The sequence below is a fragment of the Pantoea sp. NPDC088449 genome (assembly GCF_044753225.1).
Taxonomy (GTDB): Bacteria; Pseudomonadota; Gammaproteobacteria; order Enterobacterales; family Enterobacteriaceae; genus Pantoea; species Pantoea floridensis.
In genome coordinates this window covers 2213462-2229970 of sequence record NZ_JBIVMT010000001.1, presented here as the reverse complement: position 1 = coordinate 2229970, position 16509 = coordinate 2213462, and the positions used below count along the sequence as shown (strand labels likewise).

Sequence of the window (16509 nt, the reverse complement as noted above, 5' to 3'; positions counted from 1 at the left end):
ATCACTTCTCAATCGGTACATCGTCGCGGCTGCCCCATTCCCCCCACGAACCGTCGTACAGCGTCACATCGCGTACGCCAAGTGAGGTCAGCGCCAAAATCACCACCACCGCCGTCACACCGGAACCACAGCTGGCAATCACCGGCTGATCCAGCTTCACGCCTGCTTTTTCAAACAAATCGCGCAGTTCTGCCGCCGGTTTCAGTTCACCGTTCGCCACCAAACTGTTCCACGGCACGTTGAGGCTATGAGGTATATGACCGCGCAGCAGCCCTGGACGCGGCTCATCTACTTCGGCGTTAAAACGGTTAGCCGCGCGCGCATCCACAATCTGTGCGCCGCCTTCATGGCTAATCAGCAGCACGTCGGTCAGACGTTTTACCTGCGTACTGTCATAGGTCGCCTCAAATTCCGCTTCTGGCAGAGTAACCGGCCCGCTGGCTAATTCGAAACCGGCTGCCTTCCAGCCCTGTAATCCCGCGGCGAGAATTGACACGTTTTCACAACCGAAGGCGCGCAGCATCCACCACGCGCGCGGCGCGGAGAACAGGTTGCCTTCGTCATACACCACCAGATGTTTATCCCGGCTGATGCCCAGCTCGCGCATTGCTACCGCAAAGGCTTCGGCGCGCGGCATCATATGCGGATAGGGGCTGGTATGATCTGAAAGCGCTTCGATATCGAAGAACGGTGCATTCGGTAAATGGCCGGCAAGATATTCAGCCTTCAGATCCCTTACGGCTTCCTGGCCGGGTGGCAACATGCGGGCGTCAATAACCTGCAACGTTTCCTCGTTGTAATGTTCTTTCAACCAATCGGCGGACACAAATATGGCTGTCATAGCAACCTCTTCTCAGCAAACGGGAAAAGACCAGTCTCCGGGAATGTGAACGCTATCTCAAGGGCATGATTGCTAAAGTTGGCGGGTTGATGTGAAATTGCGCAACATTACGTTTTCTTAACTTGAGAGTGGTGAGGGATTTACCATGGCAAAACCTTCTAACCGGTTGCTGCTCAGCATGCTGATCGGTGGTGTACTAGTGGGCGGCACAGCATCGACGCTCTACGCGGCGGAAACTGCAGCCGCAACAGCAACGCAGAAATCACTCTCCGTTATCGATCTCTCCGAACTGCAACTCGACGGTGCCGCAGCGCTGGTGTTGACCTTTAACGCGCCGCTCGATAGCCAGCAGGATTTCGCGGCACGCGTGCAAATTATCGATGACAAAAGTGGCAAAGTTGATGGCGGCTGGGAGCTGGCGCAAAACGGTAAAGCGCTACGTTTTCGCCATCCTGAACCCTCTCGCAAATTGACCGTCAATGTCGATGCTGGCCTCAAAGCGATCGATGGCAGCACGTTATCTGCACCCTTTAGCCAGACCCTGACCACGCGTGATATCCAGCCGATGGTGGGTTTTGCCAGCCGCGGTTCGCTGCTGCCGCTGCGTCTGACACAGGGATTACCAGTGCTGGCGCTGAATGTGAACAACGTCGACGTGGATTTCTTCCGCGTGAAGAAGGCCACGCTGGCGGATTTCCTCGCTCAGTGGAATTACGGCAATAATATCTCGTACTGGGAATCACGCGATCTGCTCAAAAACGCCGATCTGGTCTACAGCGGGCGTTTCGATCTTAATCCGGCGCGTAACACGCGCGAAAAAATGCAGCTGCCGCTGGGCGATGTTGAGGCGCTAAAACAGCCAGGCGTGTATCTGGCGGTGATGAAACAGGCTGGAACTTACAGCTACACGCAACCGGCGACACTGTTTACCCTGAGCGACATCGGCCTGTCGCTGCACCAATTCCCTGATCAGTTGGAGCTGTTTGCCCAAAGTCTGGTCAATGGCGCACCGCTTGATGACGTCAGCGTGCAGTTGCTGGATGAAAAGGGCAAGCAGCTGGCGAGCGGCACCAGCGACCGTAACGGCCATTTGCGTTTACCCGCGCATGCCAAAGGCAAGTTGCTACTGGCAACACAAAAAGGCCAAACTTCGCTGATCGATCTCGCTCGACCCGCGCTGGATCTGGCGGAGTTCCCGATTGATGGCCCGCAAGGCTATGACAAACAGTTCTTCATCTTTGGCCCGCGCGATCTCTATCGTCCCGGTGAAACGGTGATCGTCAATGCGCTACTGCGTGATGCTGATGGTAAACCTTTGCCGCCGCAGCCGGTGAAAGCCGAAGTGGTGCAGCCGAATGGTGAAGTATCGCAAACCTTCGTCTGGCAAGCGGACAACGGCGTTTATCAACATCGCTTCGCGTTACCTCCCTCAGCCATGACCGGTGAATGGACACTGCGCATTAACAGCGGTGACAACCAGCCGCGTAGCTGGCCGTTCCACGTCGAAGATTTCCTACCCGAGCGCATGGCGCTGGCGCTGAGTAACAACGCACAGCCGCTCAATCCGGCTGCAGACGTTACCTTTGATGTGGACGGGCGCTATCTATACGGTGCGCCTGCTGCTGGCAATGAATTACAAGGGCAACTGTTCCTGCGCCCAGCGCGTGACGCGGTTGCGGCGCTGCCGGGTTATCAGTTTGGTGACATCACCGAAGATGTGAAACGTACGCTGGATGACGTAGACGAGAAGTTGGATGAGAGCGGAAAGCTGCAGCTTAAGGTTGAGAGCAGCTGGAAGGAGAGCCATTCGCCGCTCAACCTGATTCTGCAAGCCAGCCTGCTGGAAACCGGCGGCCGTCCGGTGACGCGTCGCGCTACCCAGGCAATCTGGCCCGCGCCTGCGCTGCCGGGGATTCGTCCGCTGTTTAACAGTGAATCGGTATATGACTATCGTACCGATCGCTATCACGATGAGCCCACGGTGGCGGAAAACAGCCTCGCCGAGTTCGATGTGGTATACGCAAATGCGCAGGGTGAAAAACTGGCGGCGCAGGATCTGGATGTACGCTTGATCCACGAACGCCGCGACTATTACTGGAGCTTTTCCGACAGCGAAGGTTGGCAATCGCGCTACGATCAAAAAGATCTGCAGGAAGAGCAGCAGCGCATCACTCTTCCCGCTGGCGGCAGTCAGAAAGTGAGTTTCCCGGTGGAGTGGGGCAGCTATCGTCTGGAGGTACATGCCGGTGACAACATCATCAGCAGCGTACGGTTCCAGGCCGGATATGGCTGGCAGGACAACACCAACGGCACCGGCGCGCTGCGTCCGGATCAGGTCAAACTGAAGATTGATAAAACCGCCTATCAAGGGGGCGACACCGCGCATGTGCAGGTTGAATCACCCGCCGCCGGTAAAGGCTATCTGATGGTGGAATCCAGCAGCGGCACGCTGTGGTGGCAACCGTTGGATGTTCCGGCGGGCGGCGCAACCATTGATGTGCCGATTAGCGACAGCTGGCAGCGACACGATCTCTATCTCAGCGCCATCGTAGTACGTGACGGCGACAAAGCTAGCGGCGTTACGCCGAAACGCGCGGTCGGCTTGTTGCATCTGCCGATGGCCACTGAAGCGCGCCGCCTCAGCTTAGCGTTAGACGCGCCGGATAAAATCCGCCCTGAGCAGACCTTAAAAGTGAAGGTAAAAGCCAGCCGTGAAGGTGGCGCATTGCCGAAGCAGGTTCAGGTATTGCTGTCTGCTGTAGATAGCGGCGTGCTTAACATCACCGATTACAAAACCCCCAATCCATGGGACGCCTTCTTTGGTCGTAAGCGCTATAACGCCGATCAATACGATGTATTTGGTCAGCTAATTGAAGGCGGCGGCAAGCTGGCCGCGCTGCGCTTTGGCGGTGACGGCGACGAGGCGGATGCGCTTTCGCGCGGCGGTAAAAAGCCGGTTACCGACGTGCAGATCATCGCACAACAGCTGCAGCCGGTGACGCTGGATGCCAACGGTGAAGGCACGCTGGAACTGCCGATCCCGGCTTTTAATGGTGAGCTGCGTTTAATGGCACAGGCCTGGAGCGACGATAGCTTTGGCGCTGCCGATCGCAAGCTGGTGGTAGCCGCACCGTTGATCAGCGAACTGGCGACGCCGCGCTTCCTTGCCAGCGGCGATCAATCCACGCTGGCACTGGATCTCACCAATCTCACCGATCAAGCGCAAACGCTAAAAATTAACGTCAGCGCCAGCGGCCTGGTTGCTCTTAACGGCCAGATCCCCGCCAGCGTGCAGCTAGCGAAAGGCGCACGCACCACGCTGCAGATCCCGGTGAAAGCGCAGGGCGGCTTTGGCGAAGGCAATGTGCAGGTCAACGTATCCGGCATGAGTTTGCCGGGCGAAACCCTGGCAGCGAGTGAGCACAGTTGGAAAATTGGCGTACGCCCGGCTTATCCGGCGCAAACGCTGAGCTTCGATAACGTGATGCAAACCGGCCAGAACTGGCAGGTGATGGCGAGTGCTTTCAATGGACTACAGCAGGATACCCTGAGTGGACAACTGTCACTCAGCAACCGTCCACCGCTGAATATCGCCAGCTTCATCAGCTCGCTGTATGCCTATCCCTACGGCTGTCTGGAGCAGACCGCCAGCGGCATTTGGCCCTCGGTGTTCACCAACCATGCGCAGCTGACAGCGATGGGCATTAAAACCAGCAGCGATGAGGCGCGCCGCGCGTCAATTGATACCGGCATCGCGCGTCTGGCTGGCATGCAGCGTGGCAACGGGAGCTTTGGCCTGTGGAGCAAAGAGAGTCAGGAAGAGTTTTGGCTGACCGCTTACGTCACCGATTTCTTGTTGCGCGCCAGCGAAGCGGGCTACAGCGTTCCGGATGGCGTGATCAGCCGCGCCGATGAACGCTTGCTGCGCTACCTGCAGGACCCGGCGCAGATCGAAACCAGCTGGAGCAGCGATGCCGATGGTTTACGTTTCAGCGTGCAGGCCTATGCTGGATTGGTGCTGGCCCGCCAGCAACAGGCTCCACTTGGCGCATTGCGCGCACTGTATGAAAAGCGTGAGCAGGCCAAATCCGGGCTGGCAATGGTGCAGCTTGGCGTGGCGTTGAAAATGATGGGCGATCAGCAACGCGCACAGCTGGCGCTGGCGCAAGGTATTGGTCTTGAACGTAAGCCGAACAGCTGGCTTGGTGATTACGGCAGCCCGGTGCGCGATCGCGCGCTTATTCTGTCGCTACTCGCCGAAAACCAACTGCTGCCGGAGATGCAAGGTCCGCTGCTGATCGAGCTGGCGAAAGCTGTTCATGGGCAACGTTGGTTCTCCACCCAGGAAAACAATGCGTTGTTCCTTGCCGCTCGCACCTTGCAGCAGCACAAAGGTGAAAACTGGCAGGCGACACTGCAAGGCAACGCGCAGCCGCTGAGTAGCAATCAGCCACTGAATATCGGCATGACTGAAGATCAGCTGCGACAAGGCGTGTCGGTAAAAAGCGACAACGCGTCGCCACTTTATGGCACGCTGAATGTGGTGGGCTATCCGCGCAACGCACCGGCGCCAATGAGTAATGTGCTGAAGATCAGCCGGGAATACTTTTCACTGGACGGTAAGCCCGCCGACCTCACCAACCTGAAAAGTGGCGAACTGCTGGTGGTACGATTGAAGATTGCGGCCAGCGAGCGGGTCAGCGATGCGCTGGTGGTGGATCTGCTGCCTGCCGGACTCGAGCTGGAAAACCAGAACCTGAGCGACAGCAGCGCCAGCTTGGGCGACAGCGCCGATGCGCTGAAAGAGAGCATGATGGATATGCAGCAGGCCAATATTAAACATATTGAGTTCCGTGACGATCGCTTTGTCGCCGCGCTGGCGCTCGACGGCTACACGCCGGGCACGCTGCTGTATCTGGCGCGTGCGGTCACGCCGGGCAGCTATCGCCTGCCGCCGCCGCAGGTGGAGTCGATGTATGTGCCTGAGTGGCGCGCGATTGGTACAACGCCTGAAAAAATCAATGTGCGATAAGTGTTGATGGGTAGGAGGAACCGCTCAAAGCGGTGGCGCTGGCTGCCGCTTTGTTTACTGCTGCTGGTGGCTGCGCTGTGGCTGCTGGATCGCCTCATGCCATTGCCGCTGCGTGAAGTACAACCGGCGCGCGTGGTGGTGGCAGAAGATGGCACGCCGCTGTGGCGCTTTGCAGACCCGCAAGGCATATGGCGCTACCCGGTCACTCTTGATGAGGTGTCACCCGCCTATATTGAGGCGCTGCTCACCTACGAAGATCGCTGGTTCTGGCGCCATCCCGGCATTAACCCACTGGCGATTGTTCGCGCCATTGGGCAAAACGTGTTGCATCGCGGGGTGGTTTCCGGTGGCAGCACTATCACCATGCAGGTAGCACGACTTATCGATCCACACCCGCGCACCGTGCGCGGTAAAGTGGTGCAGGCGTGGCGTGCGCTGCAGCTGGAATATCATCTCTCCAAACGCGATATTCTCACGCTCTATCTTAATCGCGCGCCTTTCGGCGGCACGGTGGAAGGCGTTGGCGCGGCGAGCTGGATTTGGCTGGGAAAGCCGCCGTCACAGCTCACCAAAGGTGAAGCCGCGCTGCTTGCGGTGCTGCCACAGGCACCGAGCCGCTTACGTCCGGACCGCTGGCCGCAGCGCGCCGCAGCGGCACGCAATAAAGTGCTGGATCGGTTGGCTGAGTATCACGTCTGGTCGATGCAAGATGTCGCCGAAATCAAACAAGAAGCCGTTTGGCTACCGCCGCGCCAGATGCCACAACGTGCGCCACTGCTGGCCCGGCGCTTATTGTCGCTATCACCCGACAACAAAATTACCTCCACAATTGATCTGTCGCTCCAGCGCGAGCTGGAAAATCTGGCGGCGTCGCTAAAAAGCAACCTGCCGCCGCGCACCTCGCTGGCGCTGCTGGTGGTGGATCATCAGAGCATGAAGGTGCGGGGCTATGTGGGATCGGCGGATTTCACTGACGACAGCCGCTTTGGTCATGTGGACATGATAGCCAGCGTGCGATCGCCGGGCTCGGTGCTAAAACCCTTTGTTTATGGCATGGCGCTGGATGAGGGGCTGATTCATGGCGAATCACTGTTGCAGGATGTACCGCGCCGCTTTGGCGACTATCGTCCTGGCAACTTTGATTCGGGCTTCCATGGGCCAGTAAGCGCCAGTGAAGCGCTGGAGCGATCGCTGAATCTGCCAGCGGTGCAGCTTTTGGATGCCCTGGGGCCGAAAACGGTCGCTGCACGACTGCGTAATGTGGGGCTAAACCTACGCTTCCCGGCGGGAGCAGAACCTAATCTGTCGCTGATCCTTGGCGGTACCGGTGCGCGGATGGATGACATTGTGGCGGCCTACAGCGCTTTTGCCCGACACGGTAACGCGGCGCAGCTTCGCTGGCTGACGACACAGCCGTTGCAAGAAAGGCGGCTGTTGTCGCCAGGTGCCGCATGGATTGTACGGCGAATTCTGGCGGGTGCAGCGCAACCGCCGGCCAGTGGCGCAGTCGCCGATGTTGCGCCGCTGGCGTGGAAAACCGGCACCAGTTACGGCTATCGCGATGCGTGGACCATAGGTATCACGCCGCGCTATTTGATTGGCGTGTGGGTGGGACGGCCGGATGCCACGCCGGTCGCCGGACAGTTTGGATTTGCTTCGGCAGTGCCAGTGATGAATCAGGTCAATCATCTGCTGGCCGGACACGGGGCGGTGAGCGTGCCACGCGATCCTCGTCCAGCTTCTGTCAGCGCAATGAGCATTTGCTGGCCCGGCGGACAGCCGTTGCCATTAGGCGACGAAAATTGCCGTCAGCGCCGTCAAAGTTGGGTACTGAATCAAACCGTGCCGCCGACGCTGCTGGCGCCGGGCCAGGAAAGCGTCAATGGCTTGCGCCAGCGCTACTGGCAGAATAGCCACGGTTTGCGGGTGGCGGCCGATTGTCCTGACGCGCAAAGCCGCGAACGTGTGATGTGGCCATTGCCGCTTGAGCCATGGCTGCCGATTGCAGAGCGGCGAACGCAGCGTTTACCGCCCATCGATCCCGCCTGTCCGCCGCTCAATCAGGGCAATGCGCCGCCGCTGGTGATCACTGGTGTCATCAGCGGCCAGCGCGTGCAGCCGCTGCCGGGCAAGGTAGTGCTGGTAATGCCGGTCGCCGTTCAGGGCGGCCAAGGTACCGAGCGCTGGTGGTTTTTGAATGGAGAGCCGCTGGAGCGGGATGCCGGGAAAAATAGTGCGGGGTTAGTGCTGGACCAACCGGGCAACTATCAATTAGTGGTGATGGATGAAGCCGGGCAGCTGTCATCGGTGGTATTCACTCGCGGTTAAGTAGAGCGATATGGCATATTTTTTGCCTGCGCGCCCCGACAAAAATCAATTATTTTCAATAATTCCACCAATCGCCAATAGGCAACGCCCAACGATATCCCTATAATCGGCGCGTTTTCTTACCGGGAGCGGACTCCCGGATTCTTCAGGATGCTAACTAGAGGTCAACATGGCAATCGAACGTACTTTCTCAATCGTGAAACCAAACGCCGTCGCTAAGAACGTGATTGGTGCAATTTATAACCGTTTTGAAAGCGCGGGCTTCAAAATCGTTGGCGCAAAAATGCTGCACCTGACCAAAGAGCAGGCTGAAGGCTTCTACGCTGAGCACAAAGGTCGTCCATTCTTTGATGGTCTGGTTGAATTTATGACTTCTGGTCCAGTTGTGGTTTCTGTGCTGGAAGGCGAAAACGCCGTTCAGCGTCACCGCGATCTGATGGGTGCAACTAACCCAGACAACGCGCTGGCAGGCACTCTGCGTGCTGACTACGCAGACAGCTTCACCGAGAACGCAACCCACGGTTCTGACTCTGCTGAATCTGCAGCACGCGAAATCGCGTACTTCTTCGCAGAAAACGAAGTCTGCCCACGCACTCGCTAAGTCGCGTTGATGCCTAAGCGGACACGCGTGTTTACAGCTGTTCAACATCTGTGAAACGGTTCCCCTGGCATCATGCAGCAGATGTAGTACAATTATGCGCCCTTGTTGAGTCCGACTCAGCGAGGGCGCTGTTTTTTTCCTACTATTAACCAGAGCCGTAACGTGTAACAACGAGGCCAGAGAACATTATGTCCGAACAGATTGTGACGCCGTCGTCCGCTTCCCCCGTGGTTGTTTCCCCAAAAAACGAAAAAATTAACCTGCTGGATCTTAACCGTCAGCAGATGCGCGAATTCTTTCTTGAAATGGGCGAAAAGCCATTCCGTGCCGATCAGGTTATGAAGTGGATGTACCACTACTGCTGCGATGATTTCGAGCAGATGACCGACATCAACAAAGTGCTGCGTGGCAAACTGATGCAGCGCGCTGAAATTCGTGCGCCGGAAGTGGCGGAAGAGATGCGTTCCAGCGATGGCACCATTAAATGGGCGATTCGCGTAGGCGATCAGCTGGTGGAAACCGTGTATATCCCGGAAGCTGACCGCGCCACTTTGTGCGTCTCCTCGCAGGTGGGATGTGCGCTAGAGTGCAAATTCTGTTCGACGGCGCAGCAGGGCTTTAACCGCAATCTGCGCGTGTCTGAGATTATCGGCCAGGTGTGGCGCGCCGCCAAAATTATCGGTGCGGCGAAAATCACCGGTCAGCGCCCCATTACCAACGTGGTAATGATGGGCATGGGCGAACCGCTGCTCAATCTGAACAACGTGGTACCGGCGATGGATATCATGCTGGATGACTTCGGTTTCGGTTTGTCAAAACGTCGCGTGACGCTGTCAACGTCAGGCGTGGTGCCGGCGCTGGATAAGCTGGGCGATATGATCGACGTAGCGCTGGCAATCTCACTGCACGCGCCGAATGATGCCATTCGTGATGAAATCGTGCCGATCAACAAAAAGTACAACATCGAGACTTTCCTCGCGGCGGTAAAACGCTACATCGGCAAGTCTAACGCCAATCAGGGCCGTGTGACGATCGAGTATGTGATGTTGGATCACGTTAACGACAGCACCGACAATGCCCATGAGCTGGCAGCGTTATTGAAAGAGACGCCGTGCAAAATCAACCTGATTCCCTGGAACCCGTTCCCAGGCGCGCCCTATGGCCGCAGCTCTAACAGCCGTATCGATCGCTTCTCTAAAGTGCTGATGGATTACGGTTTCACCACTATCGTGCGTAAAACCCGTGGTGATGATATCGATGCCGCCTGCGGTCAGCTGGCGGGCGATGTGATTGACCGCACCAAGCGGACATTGCGTAAGAAAATGGCGGGTGAAGCCATCTCTGTGAAGGCGCTCTGAAAGCCAGCGCCTGGTGATACTCACCGGGCGTAACTCGTGTCAGTCTCTCCGCACACTTTTTAGGGAGAGACTGAAATGCGTAACGGATTACCCGCAGCGATTCTGGCTGGTTTTGTTGTAACCGGTTGTGTCAATCATCCTGTACAGCAGAGTGCAGCGGATATCCGCCTGCAGCTCGGATTGCACTACCTGGCGGTGAAGGATTATGCCGCAGCACAGCGCAATTTATTGCGTGCTCAGCAGGCAGCACCGGATGATTATCGTGTCTCGCTGGCCCTGGCTCGCGTGGCGCAGGCGCAGCAGAATAGCGCGCAAACACGTTGGCACTATCAACGGGCGCAGCAATTAGCGCCGCTGAATGGTTATGTGGCTAACAATTACGGTGCGTTTCTCTGCGGTTTAAGGCAGTATGACGAAGCGCATCAACAGTTTAAGCTGGCAATTACCGCGCAGGAGATCGACGCTCGTCAGGATGCTTTTCTGTTTTCGGGCTATTGTTACCTGCAAGCTGATGAGAGTGCCGCAGCGCGCGAGCAGTTAGGTTACGCGCTGGATGCCGCACCGGAGCAGGGCAATCAACTGCTAAGGGAAGTGGAAAGGCGGCTTGAACAGCCGGAACATACGTCGGTTCCGCTGCTTTTAGAAGTGTACCATCAGCATTTGCCTGCAACGGCAGAGAGCACATGGTTACAGATACGTTTCGCCGCGCAACAGGGAAACGCTGCTGACGTTACACGTTATGGCGACCGGTTGGCGCGAAGTTTTCCACAATCGATACAGTACCAGCGTTATTTAGCTAATGAATACTGAAGCCACTCAAGAGAATTCTGCAGTACATTCCACAGGTGAACGCCTGCGTCTGGCCCGTGAGCAAATGGGGCTGACCCAGCAAAACGTCGCTGAACGCCTGTGCCTGAAACTTACTACCGTGCGTGATATTGAAGAGGATAAATCACCCGCTGATTTAGCTTCTACCTTCCTGCGCGGCTACATTCGCTCCTATGCCCGATTGGTGCATGTGCCGGAAGATGACCTGCTGCCGATGATGGCAAAACAGGCTCCGGTGCGTGCCGCTAAGATCGAGCCAATGCAGAGCTTCTCATTGGGTAAGCGTCGTAAAAAGCGCGATGGCTGGCTGATGATCTTCACCTGGTTGGTGATTTTTGTCGTAGTGGGTTTAACCGGTGCGTGGTGGTGGCAGAACCATAAAGCGTCACAGGCGGATCTGGTGTCGATGGCCGACCAAAATGGCAGCGGCGACAACAGCCAATCCATTCCACTGGGTGATAACAGCACCGACAGCAATACCGATGCGGATACCAATGCAGCCGGTACGCCAGTCGATAACGGTGCGGGTGCCGTCGCAACGCCTGAAAGCAACACCGCGAGCAGCGCGCCTGCTGCGAGCAATACTGCGCAAACCAACGGTAGCGTTAACGCCGTGGTTTCACCAAGCCAGGCACCGATTGATAATGCGCCGCCAGCGGCCACGTCTCCGGCTCCTGCTAACAGCGTTCCGGCCGGCCAAATGCCTACCGCTAACGCGGCAGTCAGCCAGCCGGCAGGCGATCCAAATACCGTAGTGATGAACTTCAAGGCCGATTGCTGGCTGGAAGTGAGCGATGCAACCGGCAAGAAATTGTTCAGCGGTTTACAACGTAGCGGCGGTAAACTGAGTTTGTCTGGTACGGCTCCGTATCGTCTGAAAATTGGCGCACCGAGTGCGGTTGACGTGCAATATCAGAATCAGCCCGTTGATTTAAGTCGTTTTATCCGTAATAACCAGGTTGCCCGTCTGACGCTGGGTGCGCAATAACGCGCAGCGCGCTTTCCGGGGAATTGTGGAGAGAGAATATGCATAACGAAGCACCCATTATCCGTCGCAAATCAACACGGATTTACGTCGGCAAGGTGCCAGTTGGCGATGGTGCGCCCATCGCCGTTCAGTCAATGACCAACACCCGCACCACCGATGTGGACGCGACCGTCAACCAGATTCGCCAGCTTGAGCGCGTCGGGGTGGATATTGTTCGCGTTTCCGTTCCGACCATGGATGCGGCTGAAGCCTTCAAACTGATTAAACAACAGGTCAACGTGCCGCTGGTAGCGGACATTCACTTTGACTATCGCATTGCGCTTAAAGTCGCCGAGTATGGCGTGGATTGCCTGCGTATCAACCCGGGCAACATTGGTAACAATGAGCGTATCCGCCAGGTGGTGGATTGTGCGCGGCATTACAACATTCCCATTCGTATCGGCGTTAATGCCGGTTCGCTGGAAAAAGATCTGCAGGAAAAGTACGGTGAGCCAACGCCGCAGGCGCTGCTCGAATCCGCTATGCGCCATGTGGATCATCTCGATCGCCTCAACTTTGATCAGTTTAAAGTGAGCGTCAAAGCCTCGGACGTCTTCCTCGCCGTTGAATCCTACCGCCTGCTGGCGAAAGCCATCGATCAGCCGCTGCACCTCGGTATTACCGAAGCGGGTGGCGCACGCGCCGGTTCGGTGAAGTCGGCGATTGGCTTAGGCCTACTGCTGGCCGAAGGCATCGGTGATACGCTGCGTATATCACTGGCAGCCGATCCAGTTGAAGAAGTAAAAGTGGGCTATGACATCCTCAAATCCCTGCGTATCCGCTCGCGCGGCATCAACTTTATCGCCTGCCCAACCTGTTCACGTCAGGAGTTTGATGTCATTGGCACAGTGAATGCGCTGGAAGAACGTCTGGAGGACATCATCACGCCAATGGATATTTCGATCATCGGTTGTGTGGTGAATGGTCCGGGCGAAGCCACGGTTTCTACCCTCGGCGTAACCGGCGGAGCCAAGAAAAGTGGCTTCTACGAAGATGGCGTGCGACAGCGCGATCGCCTCGATAACGATGACATGATCGATCAGCTGGAAGCGCGTATTCGTGCTAAAGCTTCCATGCTGGATGAAAGCCGTCGTATCAACGTACAGCAGCTGGAAAAATAACCAAGGTACGCGCGCATCGCGTACCAGTTTGTGATTGAACCTGTGCGGTTTCATCCTCATAAGGTATGATGCCGCTCAGGTTTTTTTGTCTTAAAGAGATTCTAACGTGGCGAAGAATATTCAAGCGATTCGCGGGATGAACGATTACCTGCCGGCGGATACCGCGATTTGGCAGCGTATTGAAGGCACCCTGAAGCAGGTGCTGGCCAGCTATGGTTTCAGTGAAATCCGTCTGCCAATCGTTGAGCACACCCCGTTGTTCAGCCGTGCAATCGGTGAAGTCACCGACGTGGTTGAGAAAGAGATGTACACCTTTGAAGACCGCAACGGTGAAAGCCTGACGCTGCGTCCGGAAGGCACCGCAGGTTGCGTGCGCGCCGGTATCGAGCACGGTCTGCTGTACAATCAGGAACAACGCCTGTGGTACGTTGGCCCTATGTTCCGCTATGAACGCCCGCAGAAAGGTCGCTATCGCCAGTTCCATCAAATTGGTGCGGAAGTTTTTGGTCTGCAGGGTCCGGATATCGATGCCGAACTGATCATGATGACCGCTCGCTGGTGGAAAGCGCTGGGAATAGCCGATCACGTTGAGCTGGAACTGAACTCTATCGGTTCGCTGGAGGCGCGCGCTGACTACCGTAATGCGCTGGTAGCGTTCCTTGAGCAGCATAAAGAAGCACTGGACGAAGATTGTAAGCGCCGCATGTATACCAATCCGCTGCGCGTACTCGACAGTAAGAATCCTGATATTCAGACACTGCTCAACGATGCACCGACGCTCGGTGAATTCCTTGATCAAGACTCACGTGAGCACTTCAGCGGCCTGTGCGCGCTGCTGGACGACGCCGGCATCAAATATCGCGTCAATCAGCGTTTAGTGCGCGGCCTCGATTACTACAACCGTACCGTATTCGAGTGGGTCACCAGCAGTCTTGGCTCGCAAGGTACCGTATGCGCTGGTGGACGTTATGATGGCCTGGTCGAACAGTTGGGTGGCCGAGCCACGCCAGCCGTCGGATTTGCCATGGGCCTGGAACGTTTAGTGTTGTTGGTGCAGGCGGTTAATCCAGAATTTGAACCGACGCGCATTGTTGATGTCTATGTTATCGCTTCGGGGCAGGGCGTTCAGTCCGCCGCGATGCAACTGGCGGAAAAACTGCGTGATGCCGAGCCGGCGCTGAAGTTGATGACCAACTTTGGTGGCGGTAACTTCAAGAAGCAGTTTGCCCGTGCAGACAAGTGGGGCGCACGCATTGCACTGGTGCTGGGCGAAGATGAAGTGAAAGCGGGCCAGGTGGTAGTTAAAGACTTGCGTACCGGCGATCAACAGACGCTGGCTCAGAGCGACGCCGCTGCGACGTTGCGCACGCTGCTGCAGTAACCGCAGCACTGCAACAGCCATTTTAAAGAGAGGGATTGCGTGGAAGTTTACAGCAACGAAAACGAACAAGTTGACGCGCTGCGTCAGTTCTTTGCCAACAATGGCAAATTCCTGGCCGTTGGCGTGATCATCGGTATCGCTGCGCTGGGTGGCTGGCGTTTTTGGTCCAGCCATCAGGAAGGAACCGATAAAGCGGCATCAGCAGAGTACCAGCAGTTGACCAGCGCGATGCAGGCTGACAAGCCGCAAACGCTGGACGCGGTAGCCAAATTCGCCAGCGAAAATAACAACACCTATGGTGCGCTGGCATCGCTGGATCTGGCTAAGCAGTACGTTGAAGCCAATCAGTTAGACAAAGCAATCGCTCTGTTACAGAGTGGGCTGAAAGATACCAAAGATGCCAACCTGCAGGCGGTAATTAACCTGCGTCTGGCACGCATTCAATTGCAGCAAAGTCAGGCCGATGCCGCCCTTTCTACCCTTAACAATGTCAAGGGTGATGGCTGGACAGCCATTGTGGCGGATATTCGCGGAGAAGCACTGCTGAGCAAAGGCGATAAGCAGGGCGCACGTGATGCCTGGAGCAAAGGTGCTGAATCGCAGGCCTCTCCTGCGCTGAAGCAAATGCTGCAGATGAAGATGAATAACTTAAGTTAAGCCAGTCAAGAGAGCGCACATGGAATTACGTAAATACCTGCTGCCAGGGCTGATTTCAGTCACTCTGCTCAGCGGTTGCTCGCTGTTCAGCGGCGAAGAAGATGTAGTGAAAATGGCCCCGCTGCCAAAGGTAGAAAACCAGTTTACGCCGCAAACGGCGTGGAGCACGTCTGTTGGCGATGGCGTGGGTGATTTCTATTCCAATCTGCATCCAGCCTGGCTAGATGGCACCGTGTATGCCGCGGATCGTTTTGGCGTGGTTAAAGCGCTTGATGCCAGCAATGGCAAAGAGAAATGGAAGGTTAATCTCTCTGAGAAAACCGGCTTCTTCTCTAAAAACATCTCTGCACTGCTCTCGGGTGGCGTAACCGCCAACGGCGACCGCATCTATATCGGTAGCGAACGTGGTCAGGTATTTGCGCTGAATACCAGCGACGGTGGTATTGCCTGGCAGACCAAAGTGGCCGGTGAAGCATTGTCGCGTCCGGTTGTGAGCGATGGTCTGATTCTGATTCACACCAGCAACGGTATGTTGCAGGGACTTGATCAGAGCACTGGCGCGATCAAGTGGAGCGTAAACCTCGATATGCCTGCGCTGTCGCTGCGCGGTGAATCTGCACCTACTGTTGCCTTCGGCGGCGCGATCGTTGGCGGTGATAACGGCCGTGTGAGTGCAGTCATTCTCAATCAGGGCCAACTGATCTGGCAGCAACGTATTTCTCAGCCAAGTGGCGCCACTGAAATCGATCGTCTGAGTGATGTCGATACCACACCTGTCGTGGTTAACGGTGTGGTATATGCGCTGGCCTATAATGGCAACCTTACCGCGCTGGAACTGCGTTCCGGTCAGATCTTGTGGAAACGTGAGATTGGTGGTGTGAAAGACATGGTGGTCGATGCGGGACGTATCTATCTGGTCGATCAAGATGACCGTGTGATTGCGCTTAATGCTGACGGTGGCGTGGCTATCTGGCGTCAAAGCGACCTGTTGCATCGCAACCTGACTTCGCCCGTGCTGTTCAACGGTTATCTGGTGGTGGGTGACAGCGAAGGTTATCTGCACTGGATCAACACGCTTGACGGACGCTTCGTGGCGCAGCAGAAACTGGATAGCGATGGCTTCCAGACTGAACCGGTTGTTGCCGGTGACAAGCTGCTAATCCAGGCGAAAGGCGGTGAGGTTTACGCCATTACCCGTTAAGGATTTGGCTCTGCGGGAATCCATTTTCCGCTCGCTTAAACGGCTCCTGATTCGTCAGGGGCCGTTTCGTTTTTAGTCAGGCATGGTATTCTTTGCGCCTTCAGCCTGACGTCTGGCGTCAAATATCGTTATAA

Annotated in this window: 11 protein-coding genes; 10 read left to right on the top strand and 1 reads right to left on the bottom strand. The window is 56.4% G+C overall.

Annotated features, from left to right (window positions below; translation table 11 throughout):
• Position 1: 1 nt before the first annotated feature.
• On the bottom strand, positions 2–841 hold the full coding sequence (gene sseA, locus ACIP6T_RS10625) for a 3-mercaptopyruvate sulfurtransferase (protein ID WP_400456817.1): 840 nt from the start codon (positions 839–841) through the stop codon (positions 2–4).
• A 145-nt stretch (positions 842–986) separates the two neighbouring features.
• On the opposite strand from sseA, the gene ACIP6T_RS10620 reads away from it, so the two are divergent.
• The 10 genes from ACIP6T_RS10620 (at position 987) to bamB (ending at position 16375) form a co-directional block, all read left to right on the top strand.
• Positions 987–5873 (top strand): alpha-2-macroglobulin family protein, encoded by a 4887-nt coding sequence (locus ACIP6T_RS10620; RefSeq protein ID WP_400456815.1) that lies wholly within the window; start codon positions 987–989, stop codon positions 5871–5873.
• 6 nt (positions 5874–5879) lie between these two features.
• Positions 5880–8201, top strand: coding sequence for a peptidoglycan glycosyltransferase PbpC (pbpC, locus tag ACIP6T_RS10615; protein WP_400456813.1), 2322 nt, complete (start codon positions 5880–5882; stop codon positions 8199–8201).
• A 169-nt stretch (positions 8202–8370) separates the two neighbouring features.
• Positions 8371–8802: a nucleoside-diphosphate kinase gene (gene ndk / locus ACIP6T_RS10610; protein ID WP_007884899.1), complete on the top strand. Its 432-nt coding sequence runs from the start codon at positions 8371–8373 to the stop codon at positions 8800–8802.
• Positions 8803–8990: 188 nt separating this feature from the next.
• A complete protein-coding gene (locus tag ACIP6T_RS10605) occupies positions 8991–10160 on the top strand; it encodes a bifunctional tRNA (adenosine(37)-C2)-methyltransferase TrmG/ribosomal RNA large subunit methyltransferase RlmN (protein ID WP_097096425.1) in 1170 nt (389 codons plus the stop codon).
• Positions 10161–10235: 75 nt separating this feature from the next.
• Positions 10236–10970 carry a type IV pilus biogenesis/stability protein PilW gene (gene pilW / locus ACIP6T_RS10600; protein ID WP_097096426.1) on the top strand — a complete coding sequence of 245 codons (735 nt, stop codon included), beginning with the start codon at positions 10236–10238 and terminating at the stop codon, positions 10968–10970.
• Positions 10960–11976, top strand: coding sequence for a cytoskeleton protein RodZ (gene rodZ, locus ACIP6T_RS10595; RefSeq protein WP_400456810.1), 1017 nt, complete (start codon positions 10960–10962; stop codon positions 11974–11976). The genes pilW and rodZ overlap by 11 nt, the downstream gene beginning before the upstream one ends.
• A gap of 38 nt (positions 11977–12014) precedes the next feature.
• On the top strand, positions 12015–13136 hold the full coding sequence (gene ispG / locus ACIP6T_RS10590) for a flavodoxin-dependent (E)-4-hydroxy-3-methylbut-2-enyl-diphosphate synthase (protein WP_097096428.1): 1122 nt from the start codon (positions 12015–12017) through the stop codon (positions 13134–13136).
• Between the two features lie 106 nt (positions 13137–13242).
• On the top strand, positions 13243–14517 hold the full coding sequence (hisS, locus tag ACIP6T_RS10585) for a histidine--tRNA ligase (protein WP_097096429.1): 1275 nt from the start codon (positions 13243–13245) through the stop codon (positions 14515–14517).
• Positions 14518–14556: 39 nt separating this feature from the next.
• Complete coding sequence (locus ACIP6T_RS10580; protein ID WP_097096430.1) at positions 14557–15174, top strand: YfgM family protein; 618 nt, start codon at positions 14557–14559, stop codon at positions 15172–15174.
• 19 nt (positions 15175–15193) lie between these two features.
• On the top strand, positions 15194–16375 hold the full coding sequence (gene bamB / locus ACIP6T_RS10575) for an outer membrane protein assembly factor BamB (protein WP_097096431.1): 1182 nt from the start codon (positions 15194–15196) through the stop codon (positions 16373–16375).
• Positions 16376–16509: the final 134 nt, after the last annotated feature.